A 17,238-nucleotide genomic window follows, 5' to 3' on the forward strand; every position below is an offset into this window, starting at 1 on the left:
CCATACCGCCCGTACCGTCGATGCCATGACGCATATCGACGCGGGCGCCGAGCTCGACCCGGTCCACCCGGTGGCTCCTCCCACCGGACGCGCGAGGGGTCTGAGCGCCGCCGAGGTGGCCGAGCGGATCGCTCGCGGCGAGGTCAACGACGTACCCGTCCGCAGTTCCCGCTCCACCACCGAGATCGTCCGGGCGAACGTCTTCACCCGCTTCAACGCGATCATCGGCGTGCTCTGGGTGATCATGCTCTTCGTCGCGCCGATGCAGGACAGCCTCTTCGGCTACGTGATCATCGCCAACACGGGCATCGGCATCATCCAGGAGCTGCGCGCCAAGAAGACCCTGGACAGCCTCGCGGTCATCGGCGAGGCCAAACCGACCGTGCGGCGCGACGGCGTGGCCGCCGAGATCTCCACCTCCCGGATCGTCCTCGGCGACCTGGTGGAGCTGGGGCCCGGCGACAAGATCCCCGTGGACGGCGACGCGGTCGAGACCGACAGCCTCGAGGTCGACGAGTCCCTCCTGACCGGTGAGGCCGACCCGGTCATCAAGAAGCCCGGCGACAAGATGATGTCGGGCTCCTTCGTGGTCGCGGGCGGCGGCGCGTTCACCGCGACGAGGGTCGGCCGCGAGGCGTACGCGGCGCAGCTCGCCGAAGAGGCGAGCCGCTTCACGCTCGTCCACTCCGAGCTGCGCACCGGTATCTCCACGATCCTCAAGTACGTGACGTGGCTGATGATCCCGACCTCGATCGGCCTCATCATCAGCCAGCTCGTCGTCAAGGACGACAACTTCAAGGAGTCCGTCGCCTACACCGTGGGCGGGATCGTCCCCATGATCCCCGAGGGGCTCGTCCTGCTCACCTCGGTCGCCTTCGCGATCGGCGTCATCCGTCTGGGCCGCAAGCAGTGCCTGGTGCAGGAACTCCCCGCGATCGAGGGCCTGGCCCGCGTCGACACGGTCTGCCTCGACAAGACCGGCACCCTCACCGAGGGCGGCATGGACGTCACCGAGCTGCGCCCGCTGGGCGGCGCGGACGAGGCGTACGTACGTAAAGTCCTCGGCGCCCTCGGCGAATCCGACCCGCGGCCGAACGCGTCGCTCCAGGCGATCATCGACTCCTACCCCGACAGCGAGGAGTGGCGCTGCACCCAGTCGCTGCCCTTCTCCTCGGCCCGCAAGTACAGCGGCGCCTCCTTCACCGAGGGCGACGGCGACGACTCGACGTGGCTGCTCGGCGCGCCCGACGTGCTGCTGCCCGACGGCGACCCGTCCCTCACCGAGATCGAGAGCCTCAACGAACAGGGCCTGCGGGTGCTGCTCCTGGCCCGCGCCGCCGGTGAACTCGACGACCCCGACGTGGCCTCCGGCGCCCGCGCCACCGCCCTGGTCGTCCTGGAGCAGCGGCTGCGCCCGGACGCCGCCGACACCCTGCGGTACTTCGAGGAGCAGGACGTCAGCGCCAAGGTCATCTCCGGCGACAACGCGGTCTCGGTGGGCGCGGTGGCCGGGAAGCTCGGTCTGCCGGGCGCCAAGGACACCGTGGACGCGCGCCGACTGCCCACGGAACAGGGCGAGATGGCCCAGGCGCTCGACGACAACGCGGTCTTCGGCCGGGTCACCCCGCAGCAGAAGCGCGACATGGTGGGCGCCCTCCAGTCACGCGGCCACACGGTGGCGATGACGGGCGACGGCGTGAACGACGTACTGGCCCTGAAGGACGCCGACATCGGCGTCTCGATGGGCTCGGGCTCGGAGGCGACGCGGGCGGTCGCCCAGATCGTGCTCCTGAACAACAGCTTCGCGACGCTGCCTTCCGTGGTCGCCGAGGGACGCCGGGTCATCGGCAACATCACGCGGGTGGCGACGCTGTTCTTGGTGAAGACCGTCTACTCCGTCGTCATCGCGCTGCTGGTGGTCTGCTCACAGGTGGAGTACCTGTTCCTGCCACGCCACTTGACGCTGCTCTCGACCCTGACGATCGGCGTCCCGGCCTTCTTCCTCGCCCTCGCCCCCAACAAGGAGCGGGCCAGGCCCCACTTCGTACGAAGGGTCATGCGGTACGCGATCCCGGGCGGGGTCGTCGCGGGCGTCGCCACCTTCTGTACGTACCTCCTGGCGCGGCACCACTACGCGGGCGCGGGCGCACGGGAAGCCGAGACCAGCGCGGCCACGCTGGCGCTGTTCCTGATCGCCATGTGGGTCCTCGCGATCATCGCCCGCCCCTACACGTGGTGGCGGCTCGGCCTGCTCGGCGCGATGGGTCTCGGCTTCCTGCTGGTACTGACCGTGCCGTGGCTTCAGGACTTCTTCCAGCTGAAGCTGGTCGGCACGACGATGCCATGGTCGGCGGTCGCGATCGCGGCGGCGGCCTCACTGATCATCGAGGTCATCTTCCGCTGGGTGGGCCGCCGCTTTCCGGCGTGATGCTCCGGCGTGGAGACTAGTTGACGTCCACGAAGTCGCTGGTCGAGGTGACGGCCGGGGTGGTGGAGGTACCGGCGAAGACGTAGCGGTAGTAACCGTCCGCGGAGGCCGTCAGGGTCGTCTTCAGGTTGCCCTTGGAGTCGGACGTGATGGTCTTGAGGGTGGAGTAGGAGGCCGCACCCTTCTTCTTGTACTGGAGCTTCACGGGCTGCTGGGTGTAGCCCGCGTACTTCAAGGTGTCCCAGTTGGCGCGGGTGAGGGCGCCGGTGACGGTGAGGGTCTTGCCCTTCTTGATGGGCTCGGGGGAGGCGTTGGTGGTGAGGCGGGCGTTGCGCTGAAGGCTGGCGTTCGACTTGTACGCCTCGACCTCGGCCCGGTCACCGTCGTTCGCGCCGGCGGCGGCGTAGACCTTCCAGCCCGACCCGGCCAGGTGGTTGTAGAGGTCTCCCACCGGGTCGACGGTGATGGTGACGGTGCAGGTCGAGGTGGTGGTGTTGATGACCTTGCACGTGCCGTTGTAGTCGTCCGGCGTCAGGAGGCCGTCGGCGGCGTCGATGTCGCCGTGGTAGAGGAAGGCGCTGCCGGCCCCAATGCCCGACGGGTCGGTGGCGGTGACGGCCACGGAGAACTGCACCTTGTTGCTGGTGCCGACGACGATGTTCTTGCCGCCGTTGACGGAGACCTTCGTGATCTCGGTGTCGCCGACGTTCGCACCCTCCACGGCCTGCACGGCCTTCGCGGCGAGGCGCGGGGTGGACGACGGACCGTCGGCGGCCTGCGCGGCCGGGACGACGAGTGCGGAAAGGGCCAGGGTGCCGGACAGTGCGGCCACGGTGGCACGGATGCGCATGTGTTTCCCCAGGTGGGAAGGGGGCTCCGCGGTGCGTGGGGGCTGTCACGCGGGGCCCGGTGATCTAGGAGTCTGTTGACTCGGAAGATCAGACTCTCGACGGGGGCCTCTGGTTGTACGGGAAGTGAAGATTCTGTGACCGGGCCGGATTCTTGTCCGCGGGTGCGTCGTGGCTGGCCGCGCAGTTCCCCGCGCCCCTTCGGGGCGCCCCGGCCCTCAGTCGAACCAGCGGTCCCGCTCCAGCTCATCCGTTCGCGAGGGATCTTCCAGCAGCGCCGCCACCTCGAAGCGCCGCGGCCACTGCCCCGCCGACCAGGCCAGACCCGCGGCCACGCCCTCCAGGGTGGACGCGTGGACGGTGCCGTCCGGTGTCCGCCGCCAGTCGAGGTCGACGCCGCCCGCGACCAGTTCGTCGTACTCGATGTACGTCGTCGGGGTCGCAGGACCGAGCAGCGTACGGACGGACTCCGGCACCGGATGCTCGGCGCCCTCCCCCGCCGGCTCCACCGCCGCCGTCTCGCTGAGGCCCCGCACCTGGAACAGCTCGGCCAGGTCGCGCGCCTTGCGCGGTTCCACGGGGAGCAGCGCCACGCCCTCCGCGAGCGGCAGCAGGTCGGGGGCGTCGGCGACGACCGCGTCCGCCACGTCGACGACCACGACCTCACCGTCCACCACGGCCCGCACCTCGTCCGGCAGCGTCACCTGCTCCGGGTCCAGATCGGCCAGGGCGCCGTACAGCGCGTGCAGTTGGGCCGCGGAAACGGTCCTCTCCGGGTCCGCGAGCCGGTCGAGCAGCTCTGCCGCGCCGCCCGGCTCCTCCAGGAGGGCGGCCACCGACGTGCGGACGCCGAGAGCGCGGAGCACCTGCTCGTCGTCGAACCCGGCGGCGTCCGCGGCGTCGTAGAGACCTTCGAGCAGCGGGTCACCGCCCGAGGCCCGGAGACCGGCGGGACGCCGACCGCCGAGCACCGGATTCCCGCGCAGCCACCACGCCGTGTACGAGCGGACGGTCTCCGTCGTGCCGTCCGGGAGCAGGATCCGCAGCGGCTGCGTCAGCGCGTCCCGCAGCGGCGGGCGCGAGAGCATCGCGAGGGCCTGGGGCCAGCGGTCCTCGTCGACCAGGTCCAGATCCCGTACGGCGATGATCTCGGTGGCGACCGGCGGGACGGGTGTCTCAGGGAGTCGGTCCAGGACGTCCTCGCACCACACGTCGACCGCGTCGAGCAGACCGGCGTCGTCGGGCTCGGCGAAGTCGCCCTCGCGGGGCTCCAGTTCGTCGGGGTCGAGCACGATGTCCGTGGCGCGGACAAGGGCGAAGTTGGCGAGGACACCGCAGGCCGCGAGGGGCTGCTCGCCCCAGCGCTCGGCGAGCTCGGCGTCCACGGTGGCGAGTTCGTCCTCGCGCATGACCTGGGCGAAGGGGCTTCCTGGATAGACGAGTTCACCGGCGGGGGCCAGGTCGCCGTCCTCGTCGTCGGGGAGGGCGAGCGCGCCCAGCCAGGGCTCGTCGCCCGGCGAGAGGTTCGCGTCGCGGACGAGCGCGAGGACGATGTCCGCGAGCTCCTCGGCGTCCAGGGCGTCCTCGTCCCACGTGTCGTCGTCGAGCGAGGCGGCGACGGCGGCGCGGACCTGCGGGGTCGTCAGGACGGCGCGGGGCGTGGCGGGCAGCGCGCCGAGCTTCTCCAGGAGGGGATGCACGGCGTCGGGGTGCGCGACCTTGAGGCCGAGGCGGGCGAGGGCGGCGGGGTCGCTGTCGTCGCCGGTGAGGGGCAGCAGGACCTGGCGGGGCCCGATCGTGGTGCGGCCGTCGGCGAGGGGCACGGGGAGCCCGGTGAGGCGGTCGGGGTCGACGCCGGTGAGGGTGTCGTACAGCCGCCGCCACCAGCCCGGGTCCCGCTCGAGCCCCGCGAGGCGGTCGATCGCCTCGGTCAGCGGGACGCGGGCGACACCGAGGGTGCGCAGCTCGGCGCGCCGTTCGAGCCCCGCGGGCAGCAGGCTGGGCAGCACGTCGGCGAGCACGCGTACGGTCTCGGCGCCCGCGCCCTCCACGACCTCCGCGTCACGCGGCCGCAGCGCGACGGGCAGCTCCCACTCGGGCACGTCCGGCGCGACGTCCCGCGGCGGTACGGGCTCGACCGCGGGCGGCAGGAAGGGGGTGCGGGGCAGCCGGTCGAGGATGGCCTGGCGCAGCGCGCCGTCGAGCTCGCTCCTGCCGAGGGGGCCGGGGACCAGGCTGATGATGCCCTCGCCCACGGGCCGCCAGTCGGCGAGGAGTTCGGCGTACGCGTCGGCCGCGCGCTGCACGAGGAAGTCGGTGAGGGGCCCGGGCGCGGCGTGCCGCCGGGTGGTGTCCAGCGGGAACGAGCCGATGAGCAGGGCGGGCACGCCGAGCGGTTCGTCGCTGGGCGTCGGCGCGTGCAGTACGGGGGCGCTGCGGGGCGCCTGGGGGGCGCCTTCGCGGTCGGTGGGGACGGCCCAGGTGACGGCCCAGTGGGGCCTCAGCCGCTCCTCGACGGGCCGGTCGGCGAGGAGCTTCGGCTCCAGGGGGCCCTGGTGGCTGACGGTGCGCCAGCGGGTGTCGCCGTCGCGGCTGTCGGATACGTCGACGTAGCCGGTCTCGGCGGTACGGCGGAGGGTGCGGGGGGCGTGGTCGCCGACCTGGACGAGGACTTCCTCAAGCCCGGGGAGAGCGAGGAGCAGCGCGTCGTCGATCCCGTCCAGGAGACGCAGGACGAGATCCTCGGCTGCGGCATCCCTCAGGGGCAGGATGACGACGGTGTCGTACCCCTCCGGGGCGGTTCCTTCGGCGGCGAAGGGGAGCCGCAGGAGCGGCACGTGCCCGTCGCGGCGGCGGATCTCGTCCCCGAGGCCGGGGCTGAACCGCGCGGTGTCGGCGGCGAGTTCCCTGGCCTCGCTCAACGCCCACCGGACCCCGCCCGTACGCCCCACGACGGCAGGCTCGTCCGAGACGGCGAGCACGGCGGCGAAGCCGACGCCGAAGCGGCCGACGGCGCCGTTGTTCTGCTCCTCGCGCTTGGCGGAGGCGCGGAGGGTGGAGAGGGACTCGACGCCGGTGGCGTCGAGGGGGGCGCCGTTGTTGGCGGCGGCGAGGACTCCGTCCCTCAGGGTGAGGGCGAGGCGTCCCGGAGCCCCGGCCCTCGCTGCCGCGTCGGCGGCGTTCTGGGCGAGCTCGACGATCAGCCGGTCCCGGTAGCCGCCGAGGGCGAGGTCCTCCTCGGCGTTGGCGTCCTCCCTGAACCGGGCAGGACTGGCCGCCCAGGCATCGAGAACTCCCCGCCGGAGCCGTGCCGTGCCGAACGGGTCAGTACCCTCGGCCGCCGGCCGCACGGTCTTGCTCACGGTGTCGTCTCCCTCGCTCGGTTCGCGGGCCGAACGGTACCGCGTCGCGGGGTTCCCCCGATGCCCGGTACGTCGCCGCCTGGCTGGGGGTCACCTGCGGGGATACGGGCGCGAGGAGCAGGAGCAGAGACACCGTCAGCCCCGCCCGCAGGGGGCTCCGCGAATCCGCCGCCCCCAGCAGGAGCTCAGGAGTGGCCGAGTTCCTCCGGCGCCCCGTCCACCGGTACCGAGCCCGAATCCGCCGCTGGCCTCAGCGGCATGGCGTCCACCCGGGTCTCGTCCAGGACCGGCTCCGCCGGCCGCGGCGGCTTCGGCATGACGGCTGCCTCCGAGTGACCCCCGCAGCCGTACGCGAGGGACACCACATGACCGTCCGCAGGGCCGAACTCATTCGCACACACCCCGAACGCCTGCCCGAGCGATCCCCCGATCGGGGCAAGGAAGCCGCAGCTGACGCAGGACGCGGGCGCCGCCTGCGCCATCGCCGTCTTCGCGCCGTGCGACTCCTCCCAGCGGTCGGCCGCGGCATGCAGGCCGTACCGGGACAGGACCCGCGCACGGCGCATGCCCAGCTCGTCGGCGATCGCGGCGATCGAGCCGCGCGCCGGAGCCGCCGGCAGCTCGGCGGGCGAACCCGCCGTCACTTCCGCGTCCTCCGCCTCGACCAGCTCCGCCATCTCCTCCGAGAACACGGAGTTCGGCGGCGGTTCCTCCTCGCCGGAGAAGCCGGGTTCGAGGCGCAGATCCTCGGCGTCGGTCGGCAGCAGGTCCCCCGGACCCATGTCACCGGGGCGGAGCCGCTCGCTCCACGGCACCCACTCGGGGGCCAGCAGAGCATCAGGGCCGGGAAGCAGCACCGTCTCGTCGAGCGTGACGACCTTGGCGCGCGATGCGCGGGCCACCGTCACGGCCCAGCGCCAGCCCCGGTAGCCGAATTCCTTGCACTCGAACAGGTGCGTGACGACGCGGTCGCCCTCGACCACGACCTCGACGTGCTCACCGACCACACCGGGCGCGGCGGCCTCCTCGGCCGCGTCACGGGCCAGTCCCACCGCCTCGGCGCACAGGCGGTCGGGAGTACGCGGGGTACGCGGGGTACGGCTTCGCGTTGTCGCTGCGCTCACAGGTATCGCTTCTCCATTACGCCGTCTCACGAGTGCGCCACCCAGTACGCGGGGGTGCGGACGGAGCGGACCGGAGGGCCGCGTCGACGTCCGCGCCCGAACGTCCTCGGGCGCACCTACGTCATCCATTCTGCGGGATGACCGAGAGGCGCGCGGCCAAGAACAACCGCCGCAGGCGCGCTACGCACGCTACCTTCTCCTGGCCCCTGGGCCTACACCGGCGTGCCCGCCCCCCTGCCTCGGGGCCCCTTCTCTTGCCGCTTCGCGGCGTTTCTCCCACCCACCCACCCGTACAACGTGCCTTTAGGGGGCACTATGACGAGGTGGCTGCCGCAAGGTCGACGTCCCACGGAGTCAGCGGACGCAGCCCGGTGCTGAACCGGGCCGCCCGCTGGGTCGGCCGCGCCCTGCACCTGCCGTTCACCGGCACCGCCCGCGGCATCCGCAAGGCCACGCACGCCCACGGGGCGGGCGAGTCGGGGCTCGGCAAGCTCATCGAACTGCACGCCGTGAACGGCGCGGGCGACGTCATGGTCACCATCGCGCTCGCCTCGACCGTGTTCTTCTCCGTGCCGACGGACGAGGCCCGCGGCCGAGTCGCCCTCTACCTCGCCATCACCATGGCGCCCTTCACCCTCCTCGCCCCCATCATCGGCCCCCTGCTCGACCGCCTCCCGCACGGCCGCCGCTACGCGATGGCCGCCGCGATGCTGGCCCGCGCCCTCCTCGCCCTGATGCTGTCCGAGGCGGTGATCACCGGGAGCCTTGAGCTCTATCCGGCGGCGCTCGGCGTCCTGGTCGCCTCCAAGGCGTACGGGGTCGTACGGAGCGCCGTGGTGCCCCGGCTGCTGCCCCAGGGCTTCTCCCTGGTCAAGGCCAACTCCAGAGTCACCCTCGGCGGCCTCCTCGCGACCGGGATCGCGGCTCCCATCGGCGCGGGGCTGCAAGCGCTCGGGCCGCGCTGGCCGCTCTACGGCGCCTTCGTGATCTTCCTCGTCGGGATGTTCCTCTCCCTCTCACTGCCGCCGAAGGTCGACTCGGCGAAGGGCGAGAGCAAGGCGCTGCTCGCGGCCGACGAGGAGCATCTGCATCTGCACTCCCGCACCGAAGCCGCGTCGGACACGTACAAGAAGCGGCGCATGGGACTGCGTACGGTCGGCCCCGCCGTCACCCACGCCCTCACCGCCAACGCCGCCCTGCGCTGTCTCTCCGGGTTCCTCATCTTCTTCCTCGCCTTCCTGCTGCGCGAGGAGCCCCTCGGTGGCCAGAGCGCCGCGGTGTCGCTCGGCATAGTGGGCGTCGCCGCCGGGGCGGGCAACGCGCTCGGCACGGCCGTCGGCGCCGGTCTGAGATCACGGGCGCCGGAGGTCATCATCGTGACCGCCGTCGCCGTCGTCCTCGGCGTGGCGATCACCGCGGCCGTGTTCTTCGGGGCGGTGGGCGTGGCCTGCCTGGGCGCGGTGGCGGGCTTCGCGCAGGCCATGTCGAAGCTCTCCCTGGACGCGCTGATCCAGCGGGACGTGCCGGAAGACGTGCGGACCTCCGCCTTCGCCCGCTCGGAGACCATCCTTCAGGTGGCGTGGGTGGTGGGCGGCGGCATCGGCATGGCCCTTCCGCTGAACGGGTCACTCGGCTTCTCGGTGGCCGCGGCGATCGTCGCCATCGGATGGCTCTCCACCGCCCGGGGCCTGCTCTCGGCGGCCCGGCACGGCGGAAGACGGCGCCCGCGGGTGGCCTGAGCGGGAGCCACAGGGGGACACAGGGGGCACGAAAGCGTCGACATGACCGCGGCACGCCGCACCCCCCACGTGGCAGGAGCACGCAGGGCGCCCGATAGCCTTCGGCCATGACCTCCCTGCCCCGCGGCGGAGCCGCCAATCGCCACAGTTCGCCGCGCCGCCGCCGCGCCGTGGCCGCTCTTGGTGCTGTCTCCGCCGGACTTCTCGTCCTGTCCGCATGTGACAAGCCGACGCCGCTGGCCACCATCACGGTCGGCAAGGACTCGGTGCACTCCGATGCCACCTGCTACGACGACGGCGACGACATCGGCCGCGCGAAGGCCACCAAGTGCGCCTTGAAGAAAGCCTCGAAGTCGATCACCCTGCACCAGGGCGACACGCTGCGCATCGGCGTCGACCCCGAGGTGGCCAAGACCGGCTGGACTCTGTGGGTAAACGGCCAGCAGGCCAACAACCCCTCCAAGAAGACGTACTACGCCTTCGAGGGCATCGACCTCTTCGCGCCGCAGCAGGGCCAGCCCGCGCCGGACAAGCTCTACGTCAGCATCGTGGAGCAGGACAAGACCGGCCAGAAGTACAAGGGCGTCTGGAACTTCCAGCTCAAGAACGGCGACGCCTGACATCTCCTCGCCGTTGATCTCCACTGGCCCGCGGATCCTGGTGGCCACCGCCGTCCCCGCCGAACGGGACGCGGTGGTCGGCCGGATGCCCGCTCACGCCGAGGCCGTCGCCGTCGGAGTAGGCCCCGCGGCAGCCGCAGCGCACACCGCGGCGGCCCTCGCGCGCGCCCCGTACGACCTGTTGATCTCGGCCGGGATCGGCGGCGGATTCCAGCCCGACGCGCCCCTCGGCTCACTCGTGCTCGCCGACGAGATCACCGCGGCCGACCTGGGGGCCGAGACACCCGACGGCTTCCTTCCCGTCACCGAACTGGGCTTCGGCGCCGTCACCCACCAGCCACCCCTTTCCCTCGTACGGGAGATGGCCGCCGCCTGTGGCGCTCTCACCGGCACCGTCCTGACCGTCTCCACCGCGACCGGTTCCGCCGCTCGCGCCGCCGAGCTGCGGCGGCGTCATCCGCGGGCGCTCGCCGAGGCGATGGAGGGGTTCGGCGTGGCCGAGGCCGCCGCCGCGTACGGACTGCCCGTCCTGGAGATCCGCGCCGTCTCCAACGCCATCGGGCCGCGGGACCGCGGTGCCTGGCGGATCGGTGAGGCGCTCGGCGCGCTCGGGGACGCGTTCGGGAAATTCACGCCCGTACTGGAGAGTTGGAACAGGCATGACTGAATCGCCCACGCAGCACGAGCAGCACGAGCAGCACGACAAGCCCCTGCGGATCGCCTACTCCCCCTGCCCGAACGACACGTTCGTCTTCGACGCCTGGGCCCACGGGCGAGTACCCGGCGCTCCCGGGCTCGACGTCACCTTCGCCGACATCGACATCACCAACGGCATGGCCGAGCGCGGCGAGTTCGACATCCTGAAGGTGTCGTACGCCGTGCTGCCCTACGTCCTCGACGAGTACGCCCTGCTGCCGTGCGGCGGGGCGCTCGGGCGTGGCTGCGGGCCGCTGGTGCTCACCCGGGAGCCCGGCACCGGCGCCGACCTCACGGGCAAGACGGTCGCGGTGCCGAGCGAGAAGTCGACGGCGTATCTGCTGTTCCGACTGTGGGCCGCGGAGAGCGTGCCCGGCGGGGTCGGCGAGATCGTGGTGCTGCCCTTCGACCAGATCATGCCCGCGGTGCGGGACGGGAAGGTCGACGCGGGCCTTGTCATCCACGAGGCGCGCTTCACGTACCAGAACTACGGGCTCAACTGCCTGGCGGACATGGGCGAGCACTGGGAGCGGACGACGGGGCTGCCGATCCCGCTCGGCGCGATCATCGCCAAGCGGTCGCTGGGCGCGGAGCGCCTGCGGCAGCTCGCCGACGCGACCCGCGCCTCGGTCCGCATGGCCTGGGACGACCCCGAGGCGTCCCGCCCCTACGTGACGGAGCACGCCCAGGAGATGGACCCGGCCGTCGCCGACCAGCACATCGGCCTGTACGTGAACGAGTTCACGGCCGACCTGGGCGAGAACGGCTACGCGGCGATCCGCGGACTCCTGACGCGGGCCGCGGCGGAGGGCCTGGTCCCGGCGCTCGGCCCAGGGGCCCTGAGCTTCGGCACTCTCCGCTAGACGTCCAGCTGGTCCGCCACTGCCCGGAGCAACCCGGCGATCTTCGCGCCCGACGCCTTGTCGGGGTAGCGCCCCTTCTCCAGCATCGGCGTGATGTTCTCCAGGAGGGTCGTCAAGTCCTGGACGATGGACGCCAGTTCGTCGGGCTTGCGCCGCTGCGCCGCCGCCACGGACGGCGTCGGGTCGAGGATCGCCACCGAGAGGGCCTGGTCACCGCGCTGGCCGGCGACGACGCCGAACTCGACGCGCTGGCCGGGCTTGAGTGTGTCGACGCCTGCGGGCAGTACGGAGGAGTGCACGAAGACGTCGCCGCCGTCATCGCGGGAGAGAAAGCCGAAGCCCTTCTCGCTGTTGAACCACTTGACCTTGCCGGTAGGCACCTGAAGTCCTCGTCCTCGTACTTGTCGTCGTACGCGTCTATGCCGCGGAAAACGGCTCTGGATAGCACTACAGCGGGTCGCCCGACCCGCCGGAACCAAGACTATTGGTCCGGGAGCGGGTGACAAGACGTCCCCGGATTCTTCCTTCGCGCTGGGAACTACCCTGGTCGGGTGCGTGACAAAACCCAAGGGAATTCCGCCGGACCGGGCGATGGCCTGGTCCGGACCGGAGCAATCGTCTTCTTCGTCGGAGCCGTGGCCACTCTGGTCACGGTGGCCCCGCTGTTCCTCGGCACCGATCCCTTTCCGTCCATCGCGTACGCGGTGTGCATGCTGATGGGGGTCGGATTCCTCATCGCCGGGGCGGGAGTGCTGCGCGGTATCGCCGTTCAGCGTCGCGAGGCCAAATCGACGACTACTTAGCGGCGGCGTCAGCGACGTACGAAGCGAGCCAGGCGGGGAACTCCGTCAGGTCGCTCAGCACCGTGTCGGCGCCCGCCGCGCGCAGTTCCGCTGCGTCGCACGGCCCGGTCGCCACCGCGACGGAGAGCGCGCCCGCCGTACGCGCGCCGCGTACATCACCGGTGTGGTCACCGACGTACACCGCCGCGTCGTGCTCGCGCAGTGCCTCCGCCTTCGCCTCGGCCCAGAGCCAGCCGATCACCGCGTCCGCCTCGATGCCGAGGTGCGCCAGGTGCAGCTTCGCGTTGGGCTCGTGCTTGGCGGTCACCACGATCGCCCGGCCGCCGTGGGCCCTGACGGCCGCCACGGCCTCGCGGGCGCCGGTCAGCGCGGGCGTGGGGGCGATGGCGTATGTGGGATAGATCTCACGGTAGCGGTCGCCCATCTCCTCGATCCGGTCCGCGGGGAACCAGTTGCGCAGCTCCTCCTCCAGGGGCGGGCCGAGCCGCGTGACGGCGAGGTCGGCGTCTATGTACGTTCCCGTCTCCGCGGACAGGGCCTCGTAGGCGGCCTTGATGCCGGGGCGGGAGTCGATCAGGGTCATGTCGAGGTCGAAGCCGACCGTCAGAACGCGTGAGGTCATGGGTCCATTGTGCCGAGGCCCGGGGGCCGGGGCCCGGGTTTAAGGTCGCCTTAGTCTTAGCCAAGCCTTACCTGTGCTGCGTTCAGCACACCGCCTTCACCGCCACTCCCGATCCCCCGCTACCCCGAAACGAGCTCAGCCGATGCGTGTGCCAGCCAGACGCGCCGTCGCGATGACGGCGGCCGTCGTGGCCCTGCTGCTCGCGGTCCTGTTCAGCCTCTCCGTCGGCGCCCGCGCGATCGCACCCTCCGCCGTCATCGACGCCCTGCTGCACGGCGGGCACAGCGCCGCCGCCGAAGTCGTCCGCGAGATGCGGGTGCCGCGCACGCTCATCGGCCTGATGGTCGGCGCCGCGCTCGCCCTCGCGGGCACCGTCCTCCAGGGCATCACCCGCAATCCCATCGCCGACCCCGGCATCCTCGGCGTCAGCCAGGGCGCCTCGGTGGGGGTCGTCATGGCGATCGCGTTCGCGGGGGTGCACACCCTGACCGGATACGTCTGGTACGCCTTCGCGGGCGCGGGCATCGCGTCCGTCGCCGTGTACGCGATCGCCGCGAGCGGACGCGGCGGGGCGACCCCCGTGAAGCTCGCCCTCGGCGGCGCCGCGATCAACGCCCTGCTGGTGTCCCTGACCACCGCGGTCCTCACCACCAAGGCCTCAGCCCTGGACGAGTTCCGCTTCTGGCAGGTGGGCTCGCTCTCCGGGCGTGACGCGGAGATCGTCGGGCAGATCTGGCCGTTCCTGCTGGTGGGCCTGGTGCTCGTGCTGTCCGTGGCGCGGGGGCTCGACGCGCTCGCGCTCGGCGAGGACGTCGCCAAGGGGCTCGGGCAGAAGGTCGCGACCGTGCGGATCGTCGGCGGGCTCGGGGCGACCGTCCTCACCGGGGCGGGGGTCGCGGCGGCCGGGCCCATCGCGTTCATCGGGCTCGCCGTCCCGCACATCGCCCGCGCCATCGTCGGCAGCGGCCACCGCTGGGTGCTGCCCATGGCCGCTGTCCTCGGGCCCGTCATGCTGCTCGTCTCCGACACCGTGGGGCGCGTGATCTTCCCGCCGAGTGAGGTGCCCGCCGGGGTGATGACCGCGCTCATCGGGGTGCCGTTCCTGGTGACGCTGGTGCGCCGGAAGGCGGTTGCGGCGTGAACCGTTGTGGGCAGGCGTTCCGCACGGCGGAACGGGTGGGCACAACCCCTGATGCGGGGCGCCCGACAAAGCTGCGTCCAGCCGGGTATTCCGTACTTCGGCTCGGGAAAGCCGCGTTCCTCGTGCACCGCAGGGCAGCTGCTGCCGCCGTACTACTGACCCTGCTCCTGGCCGCAAGCTGCCTCGCGTACCTCTGCGTGGGCGAATCCTTCGTGCACCCCACCCAGGCCCTGAAGGTCGTCTTCGGGCAGCCGTCCCCCGACGAACTGGTCGTGGGAACGCTGCGCGAACCCCGCATGGTCGTCGGCCTCCTCGTGGGCGCCGCCTTCGGAGTGGCGGGCGGGCTCATCCAGACCGTCGCGCGCAACCCCCTCGCCAGCCCCGACATCATCGGCATCAGCCAGGGCGCGAGCGCGCTCACGGTGGGGGCGATGACCCTCGGGGTCACGTCCGCCACCGTCCTGCCCTACCTCTCGGTGCTCGGCGGCATCACCGCTGCCGCCCTCGTGTACGTCTTCGCCTGGCGCGGCGGCCTGCACGCGACGCGCTTCGTGCTCATCGGCATCGGCTTCGCGATCGCCCTGCGGTCCATCACCACGCTGTTCATGACGAAGGGCGACTACCTCGTCGCCCAGCAGGCCCAGATCTGGATGACGGGCTCGCTCAACGGCCGCGGCTGGACGGAGGCGGCGCCCCTGGCGTGGACGCTGCTCGTGCTACTCCCGTTCGTGCTCTGGGCCGCGCGCGCCCAGCGCTCGGTGACCATGGACGACGACACGGCGACCGCCCTCGGGGTGCGCCTCGGCCACGCACGTCTCGGTCTCGTCCTGCTCGGCGTCGTCCTCGCCTCCGTGGCGACCGGCGCCGCCGGGCCCGTCGACTTCGTGGCGCTGCTCGCCCCGCAGATCGCCCGCCGTCTTACCCGGACCGCGCAGATCCCGCTGCTCGGCTCGGCGCTGCTCGGGGCGCTGATCATCGTCGTCGCCGACCTGCTCGCCCGGCGCCTCTTCTCGCCGACCGAGCTTCCGGTGGGTGTGCTCACGGCGGCCGTCGGGGCCCCGTACCTGATCTGGCTGATCGTCCGAAGTCACGGCATCCGCAGCCGTTCCGCCCGCAATGGAGGCACGCAGTGACCGCCGCCGCCCGCCTTACGGCCCGCGAGCTGACCCTCGCCTACGAGGACCGCACGGTCGTGCACGGCCTCGACCTCGCGATACCCGACGGCAAGGTCACGGTGATCGTCGGCCCCAACGCCTGCGGCAAGTCGACCACTCTGCGCGCCCTCGGCCGCCTCCTCAGGCCCAGGAGCGGCGCGGTACTCCTGGACGGCGAGGCGCTGGCCAAGCTGCCGACCAAGAAGATCGCCCAGCAGATCGGGCTGCTCCCGCAGACACCCGTCGCGCCGGAGGCGATCACCGTCGCCGACCTCGTCGCGCGTGGGCGCCAGCCGCACCAGCACTGGTGGCAGCAGTGGTCCGACGAGGACGAGAAGGCGGTGACGGAGGCGATGGAACGCACCGACGTCGCGGCGCTCGCCGACCGTTCCGTGGACGAGCTGTCGGGCGGCCAGCGCCAGCGCGTATGGATCGCCATGGCGCTCGCCCAGGAGACGGACATCCTGCTCCTGGACGAGCCGACGACGTATCTCGACATCTCGCACCAGGTGGAAGTCCTTGACCTCATACGCCAGTTGGCCTCGCCCACTGATGAGGGTGAGCGCGGCAGGACCGTGGCCGTCGTCCTGCACGACCTCAACCAGGCCGCCCGGTACGCCGATCACCTCGTCGCCATGAAGACGGGCCGGATCGTCGCCGAGGGCACGCCGGCCGATGTCGTCACCGAGGAACTCGTACAGGAGGTGTTCGGTCTGGAGTGCGTGGTGGTGCCGGACCCGGTGACCGGCTCACCATTGGTGGTGCCCGGGGCTCCGTGGGCCGCAGGCCCCCGCCCGCCGGTCTCATCCGATGGAAAGGTGGCCCCCAAGCCATGACCACCCGCCCCAACTCCTCCGCCCACGGCCGCCGTGCCCTTGCCGCCGGTGCTCTCGCCCTGAGCGGCGCGCTGACGCTTTCAGCCTGCGGCTCGTCGGACTCGGGCTCCGGTCCGGGTTCCCGTTCCGGTGCGACGCACGTCGTCAAAACGGCCATGGGCGACGTACGAGTACCCGTCGCCCCGAAGCGCGTCGTCGTCCTGGACACCGCCGAGCTGGACTCCGCGGTCACGCTCGGCGTGAAGCCGGTCGGGGCCACGCACGTCGAGGCGTCCAAGGGGTTCCCGAGCTACCTGCCCAAGGACAAGGTCGCCGGCATCAAGGACGTCGGCGAGATGCTGAACCCGAACATGGAGGCCATCGCGGCCCTGCACCCCGACGTCATCCTCACCAGCAAGATCCGGCACGCGGCGAAGTACGACCAGCTCAAGGAGATCGCCCCGACCGTCATGACGGAGACCACGGGCTACCCCTGGCAGAAGAACTTCCAGACGCACGCCGACGCGCTGGGCAAGAAGGCGGAGGCGAGGAAGGCGGTCGCCGAGTACGAGGCGCACGCCGCGAAGGTCACCGCCGCCGTCGGCGGCCCGGAGAAGGCCAAGGCGACGAAGGTCAACGTCCTGCGCTTCGTGGAGGGCGCGGACATACGTCTCTACGGCGAGCAGACCTACATCGCCACGCTCCTCAAGGACGTGGGTCTGGGCCGCCCGGCTCTCGCGGCCAAGGCCAAGGACGGCTTCTCGTACGACCTGTCCCCCGAGAAGATCGACCTCGCCGACGCCGACGTCATCTTCCGGGCGACGTACGGCGATCCGGCGAAGGCCAAGGAGACGCGGACGACCGGCAGCGGCCTGTGGAAGAGCATGGACGCGGTGAAGAAGGGCAACGTCCACACGGTCGACGACGAGTTGTGGATCCAGGGGATCGGCTATACGGCGGCGGCCAAGATCCTGGATCAAATGCGGGCGGCGCTGACGGGGTAAGGGGGGCGGGGGTTCGGGG

15 protein-coding genes are annotated in these 17,238 nt (G+C 71.7%); 10 read left to right on the plus strand and 5 right to left on the minus strand.

Features of this window, described 5'->3' with window-relative positions:
* The first annotated feature begins 25 nt into the window (after positions 1-25).
* Positions 26-2,428 (plus strand): HAD-IC family P-type ATPase, encoded by a 2,403-nt coding sequence (locus ACGFX9_RS25830; protein ID WP_393476455.1) that lies wholly within the window; start codon positions 26-28, stop codon positions 2,426-2,428.
* 16 nt (positions 2,429-2,444) lie between these two features.
* Here the strand turns inward: ACGFX9_RS25830 and ACGFX9_RS25835 are convergent, their stop codons facing one another.
* From ACGFX9_RS25835 to ACGFX9_RS25845, 3 genes are all read right to left on the minus strand, one after another.
* Positions 2,445-3,278: a calcium-binding protein gene (locus tag ACGFX9_RS25835; protein WP_393476457.1), complete on the minus strand. Its 834-nt coding sequence runs from the start codon at positions 3,276-3,278 to the stop codon at positions 2,445-2,447.
* Positions 3,279-3,494: 216 nt separating this feature from the next.
* Positions 3,495-6,638: a sacsin N-terminal ATP-binding-like domain-containing protein gene (locus ACGFX9_RS25840; RefSeq protein WP_393476460.1), complete on the minus strand. Its 3,144-nt coding sequence runs from the start codon at positions 6,636-6,638 to the stop codon at positions 3,495-3,497.
* Between the two features lie 185 nt (positions 6,639-6,823).
* Entirely contained in the window at positions 6,824-7,762 is a 939-nt protein-coding gene (locus ACGFX9_RS25845) for a DUF3027 domain-containing protein (protein WP_393476463.1), read from the minus strand.
* 323 nt (positions 7,763-8,085) lie between these two features.
* On the opposite strand from ACGFX9_RS25845, the gene ACGFX9_RS25850 reads away from it, so the two are divergent.
* From ACGFX9_RS25850 to ACGFX9_RS25865, 4 genes are all read left to right on the plus strand, one after another.
* Positions 8,086-9,501 carry an MFS transporter gene (locus ACGFX9_RS25850; RefSeq protein ID WP_393476465.1) on the plus strand — a complete coding sequence of 472 codons (1,416 nt, stop codon included), beginning with the start codon at positions 8,086-8,088 and terminating at the stop codon, positions 9,499-9,501.
* A gap of 107 nt (positions 9,502-9,608) precedes the next feature.
* Positions 9,609-10,121 (plus strand): hypothetical protein, encoded by a 513-nt coding sequence (locus tag ACGFX9_RS25855; protein ID WP_393476468.1) that lies wholly within the window; start codon positions 9,609-9,611, stop codon positions 10,119-10,121.
* An 85-nt stretch (positions 10,122-10,206) separates the two neighbouring features.
* Entirely contained in the window at positions 10,207-10,788 is a 582-nt protein-coding gene (locus tag ACGFX9_RS25860) for a futalosine hydrolase (RefSeq protein ID WP_393476617.1), read from the plus strand.
* Positions 10,781-11,680, plus strand: coding sequence for a 1,4-dihydroxy-6-naphthoate synthase (locus ACGFX9_RS25865; RefSeq protein ID WP_393476470.1), 900 nt, complete (start codon positions 10,781-10,783; stop codon positions 11,678-11,680). Before ACGFX9_RS25860 ends, ACGFX9_RS25865 begins: the two co-directional genes overlap by 8 nt.
* Here ACGFX9_RS25865 and ACGFX9_RS25870 read toward each other — a convergent pair.
* Complete coding sequence (locus ACGFX9_RS25870) at positions 11,677-12,060, minus strand: cold-shock protein (protein WP_076685560.1); 384 nt, start codon at positions 12,058-12,060, stop codon at positions 11,677-11,679. The two genes, ACGFX9_RS25865 and ACGFX9_RS25870, sit on opposite strands and share 4 nt — an antisense overlap.
* A 171-nt stretch (positions 12,061-12,231) precedes the next feature.
* On the opposite strand from ACGFX9_RS25870, the gene ACGFX9_RS25875 reads away from it, so the two are divergent.
* Positions 12,232-12,483, plus strand: coding sequence for a hypothetical protein (locus tag ACGFX9_RS25875; protein ID WP_393476473.1), 252 nt, complete (start codon positions 12,232-12,234; stop codon positions 12,481-12,483).
* Here the strand turns inward: ACGFX9_RS25875 and ACGFX9_RS25880 are convergent.
* Positions 12,476-13,105 carry an HAD family hydrolase gene (locus ACGFX9_RS25880; protein ID WP_393476476.1) on the minus strand — a complete coding sequence of 210 codons (630 nt, stop codon included), beginning with the start codon at positions 13,103-13,105 and terminating at the stop codon, positions 12,476-12,478. The two genes, ACGFX9_RS25875 and ACGFX9_RS25880, sit on opposite strands and share 8 nt — an antisense overlap.
* 142 nt (positions 13,106-13,247) lie before the next feature.
* On the opposite strand from ACGFX9_RS25880, the gene ACGFX9_RS25885 reads away from it, so the two are divergent.
* From ACGFX9_RS25885 to ACGFX9_RS25900, 4 genes are read left to right on the plus strand one after another with little or no spacing between them, the layout of a single operon-like run.
* A complete protein-coding gene (locus ACGFX9_RS25885; RefSeq protein WP_393476479.1) occupies positions 13,248-14,246 on the plus strand; it encodes a FecCD family ABC transporter permease in 999 nt (332 codons plus the stop codon).
* Between the two features lie 35 nt (positions 14,247-14,281).
* A complete protein-coding gene (locus tag ACGFX9_RS25890) occupies positions 14,282-15,379 on the plus strand; it encodes a FecCD family ABC transporter permease (protein WP_393476620.1) in 1,098 nt (365 codons plus the stop codon).
* A complete protein-coding gene (locus ACGFX9_RS25895) occupies positions 15,376-16,236 on the plus strand; it encodes an ABC transporter ATP-binding protein (protein ID WP_393476482.1) in 861 nt (286 codons plus the stop codon). Before ACGFX9_RS25890 ends, ACGFX9_RS25895 begins: the two co-directional genes overlap by 4 nt.
* Positions 16,233-17,219: an ABC transporter substrate-binding protein gene (locus ACGFX9_RS25900; protein WP_393476485.1), complete on the plus strand. Its 987-nt coding sequence runs from the start codon at positions 16,233-16,235 to the stop codon at positions 17,217-17,219. Before ACGFX9_RS25895 ends, ACGFX9_RS25900 begins: the two co-directional genes overlap by 4 nt.
* Positions 17,220-17,238: the final 19 nt, after the last annotated feature.

The sequence above is a fragment of the Streptomyces sp. NPDC048436 genome (assembly GCF_043200355.1).
GTDB lineage: Bacteria > Actinomycetota > Actinomycetes > Streptomycetales > Streptomycetaceae > Streptomyces.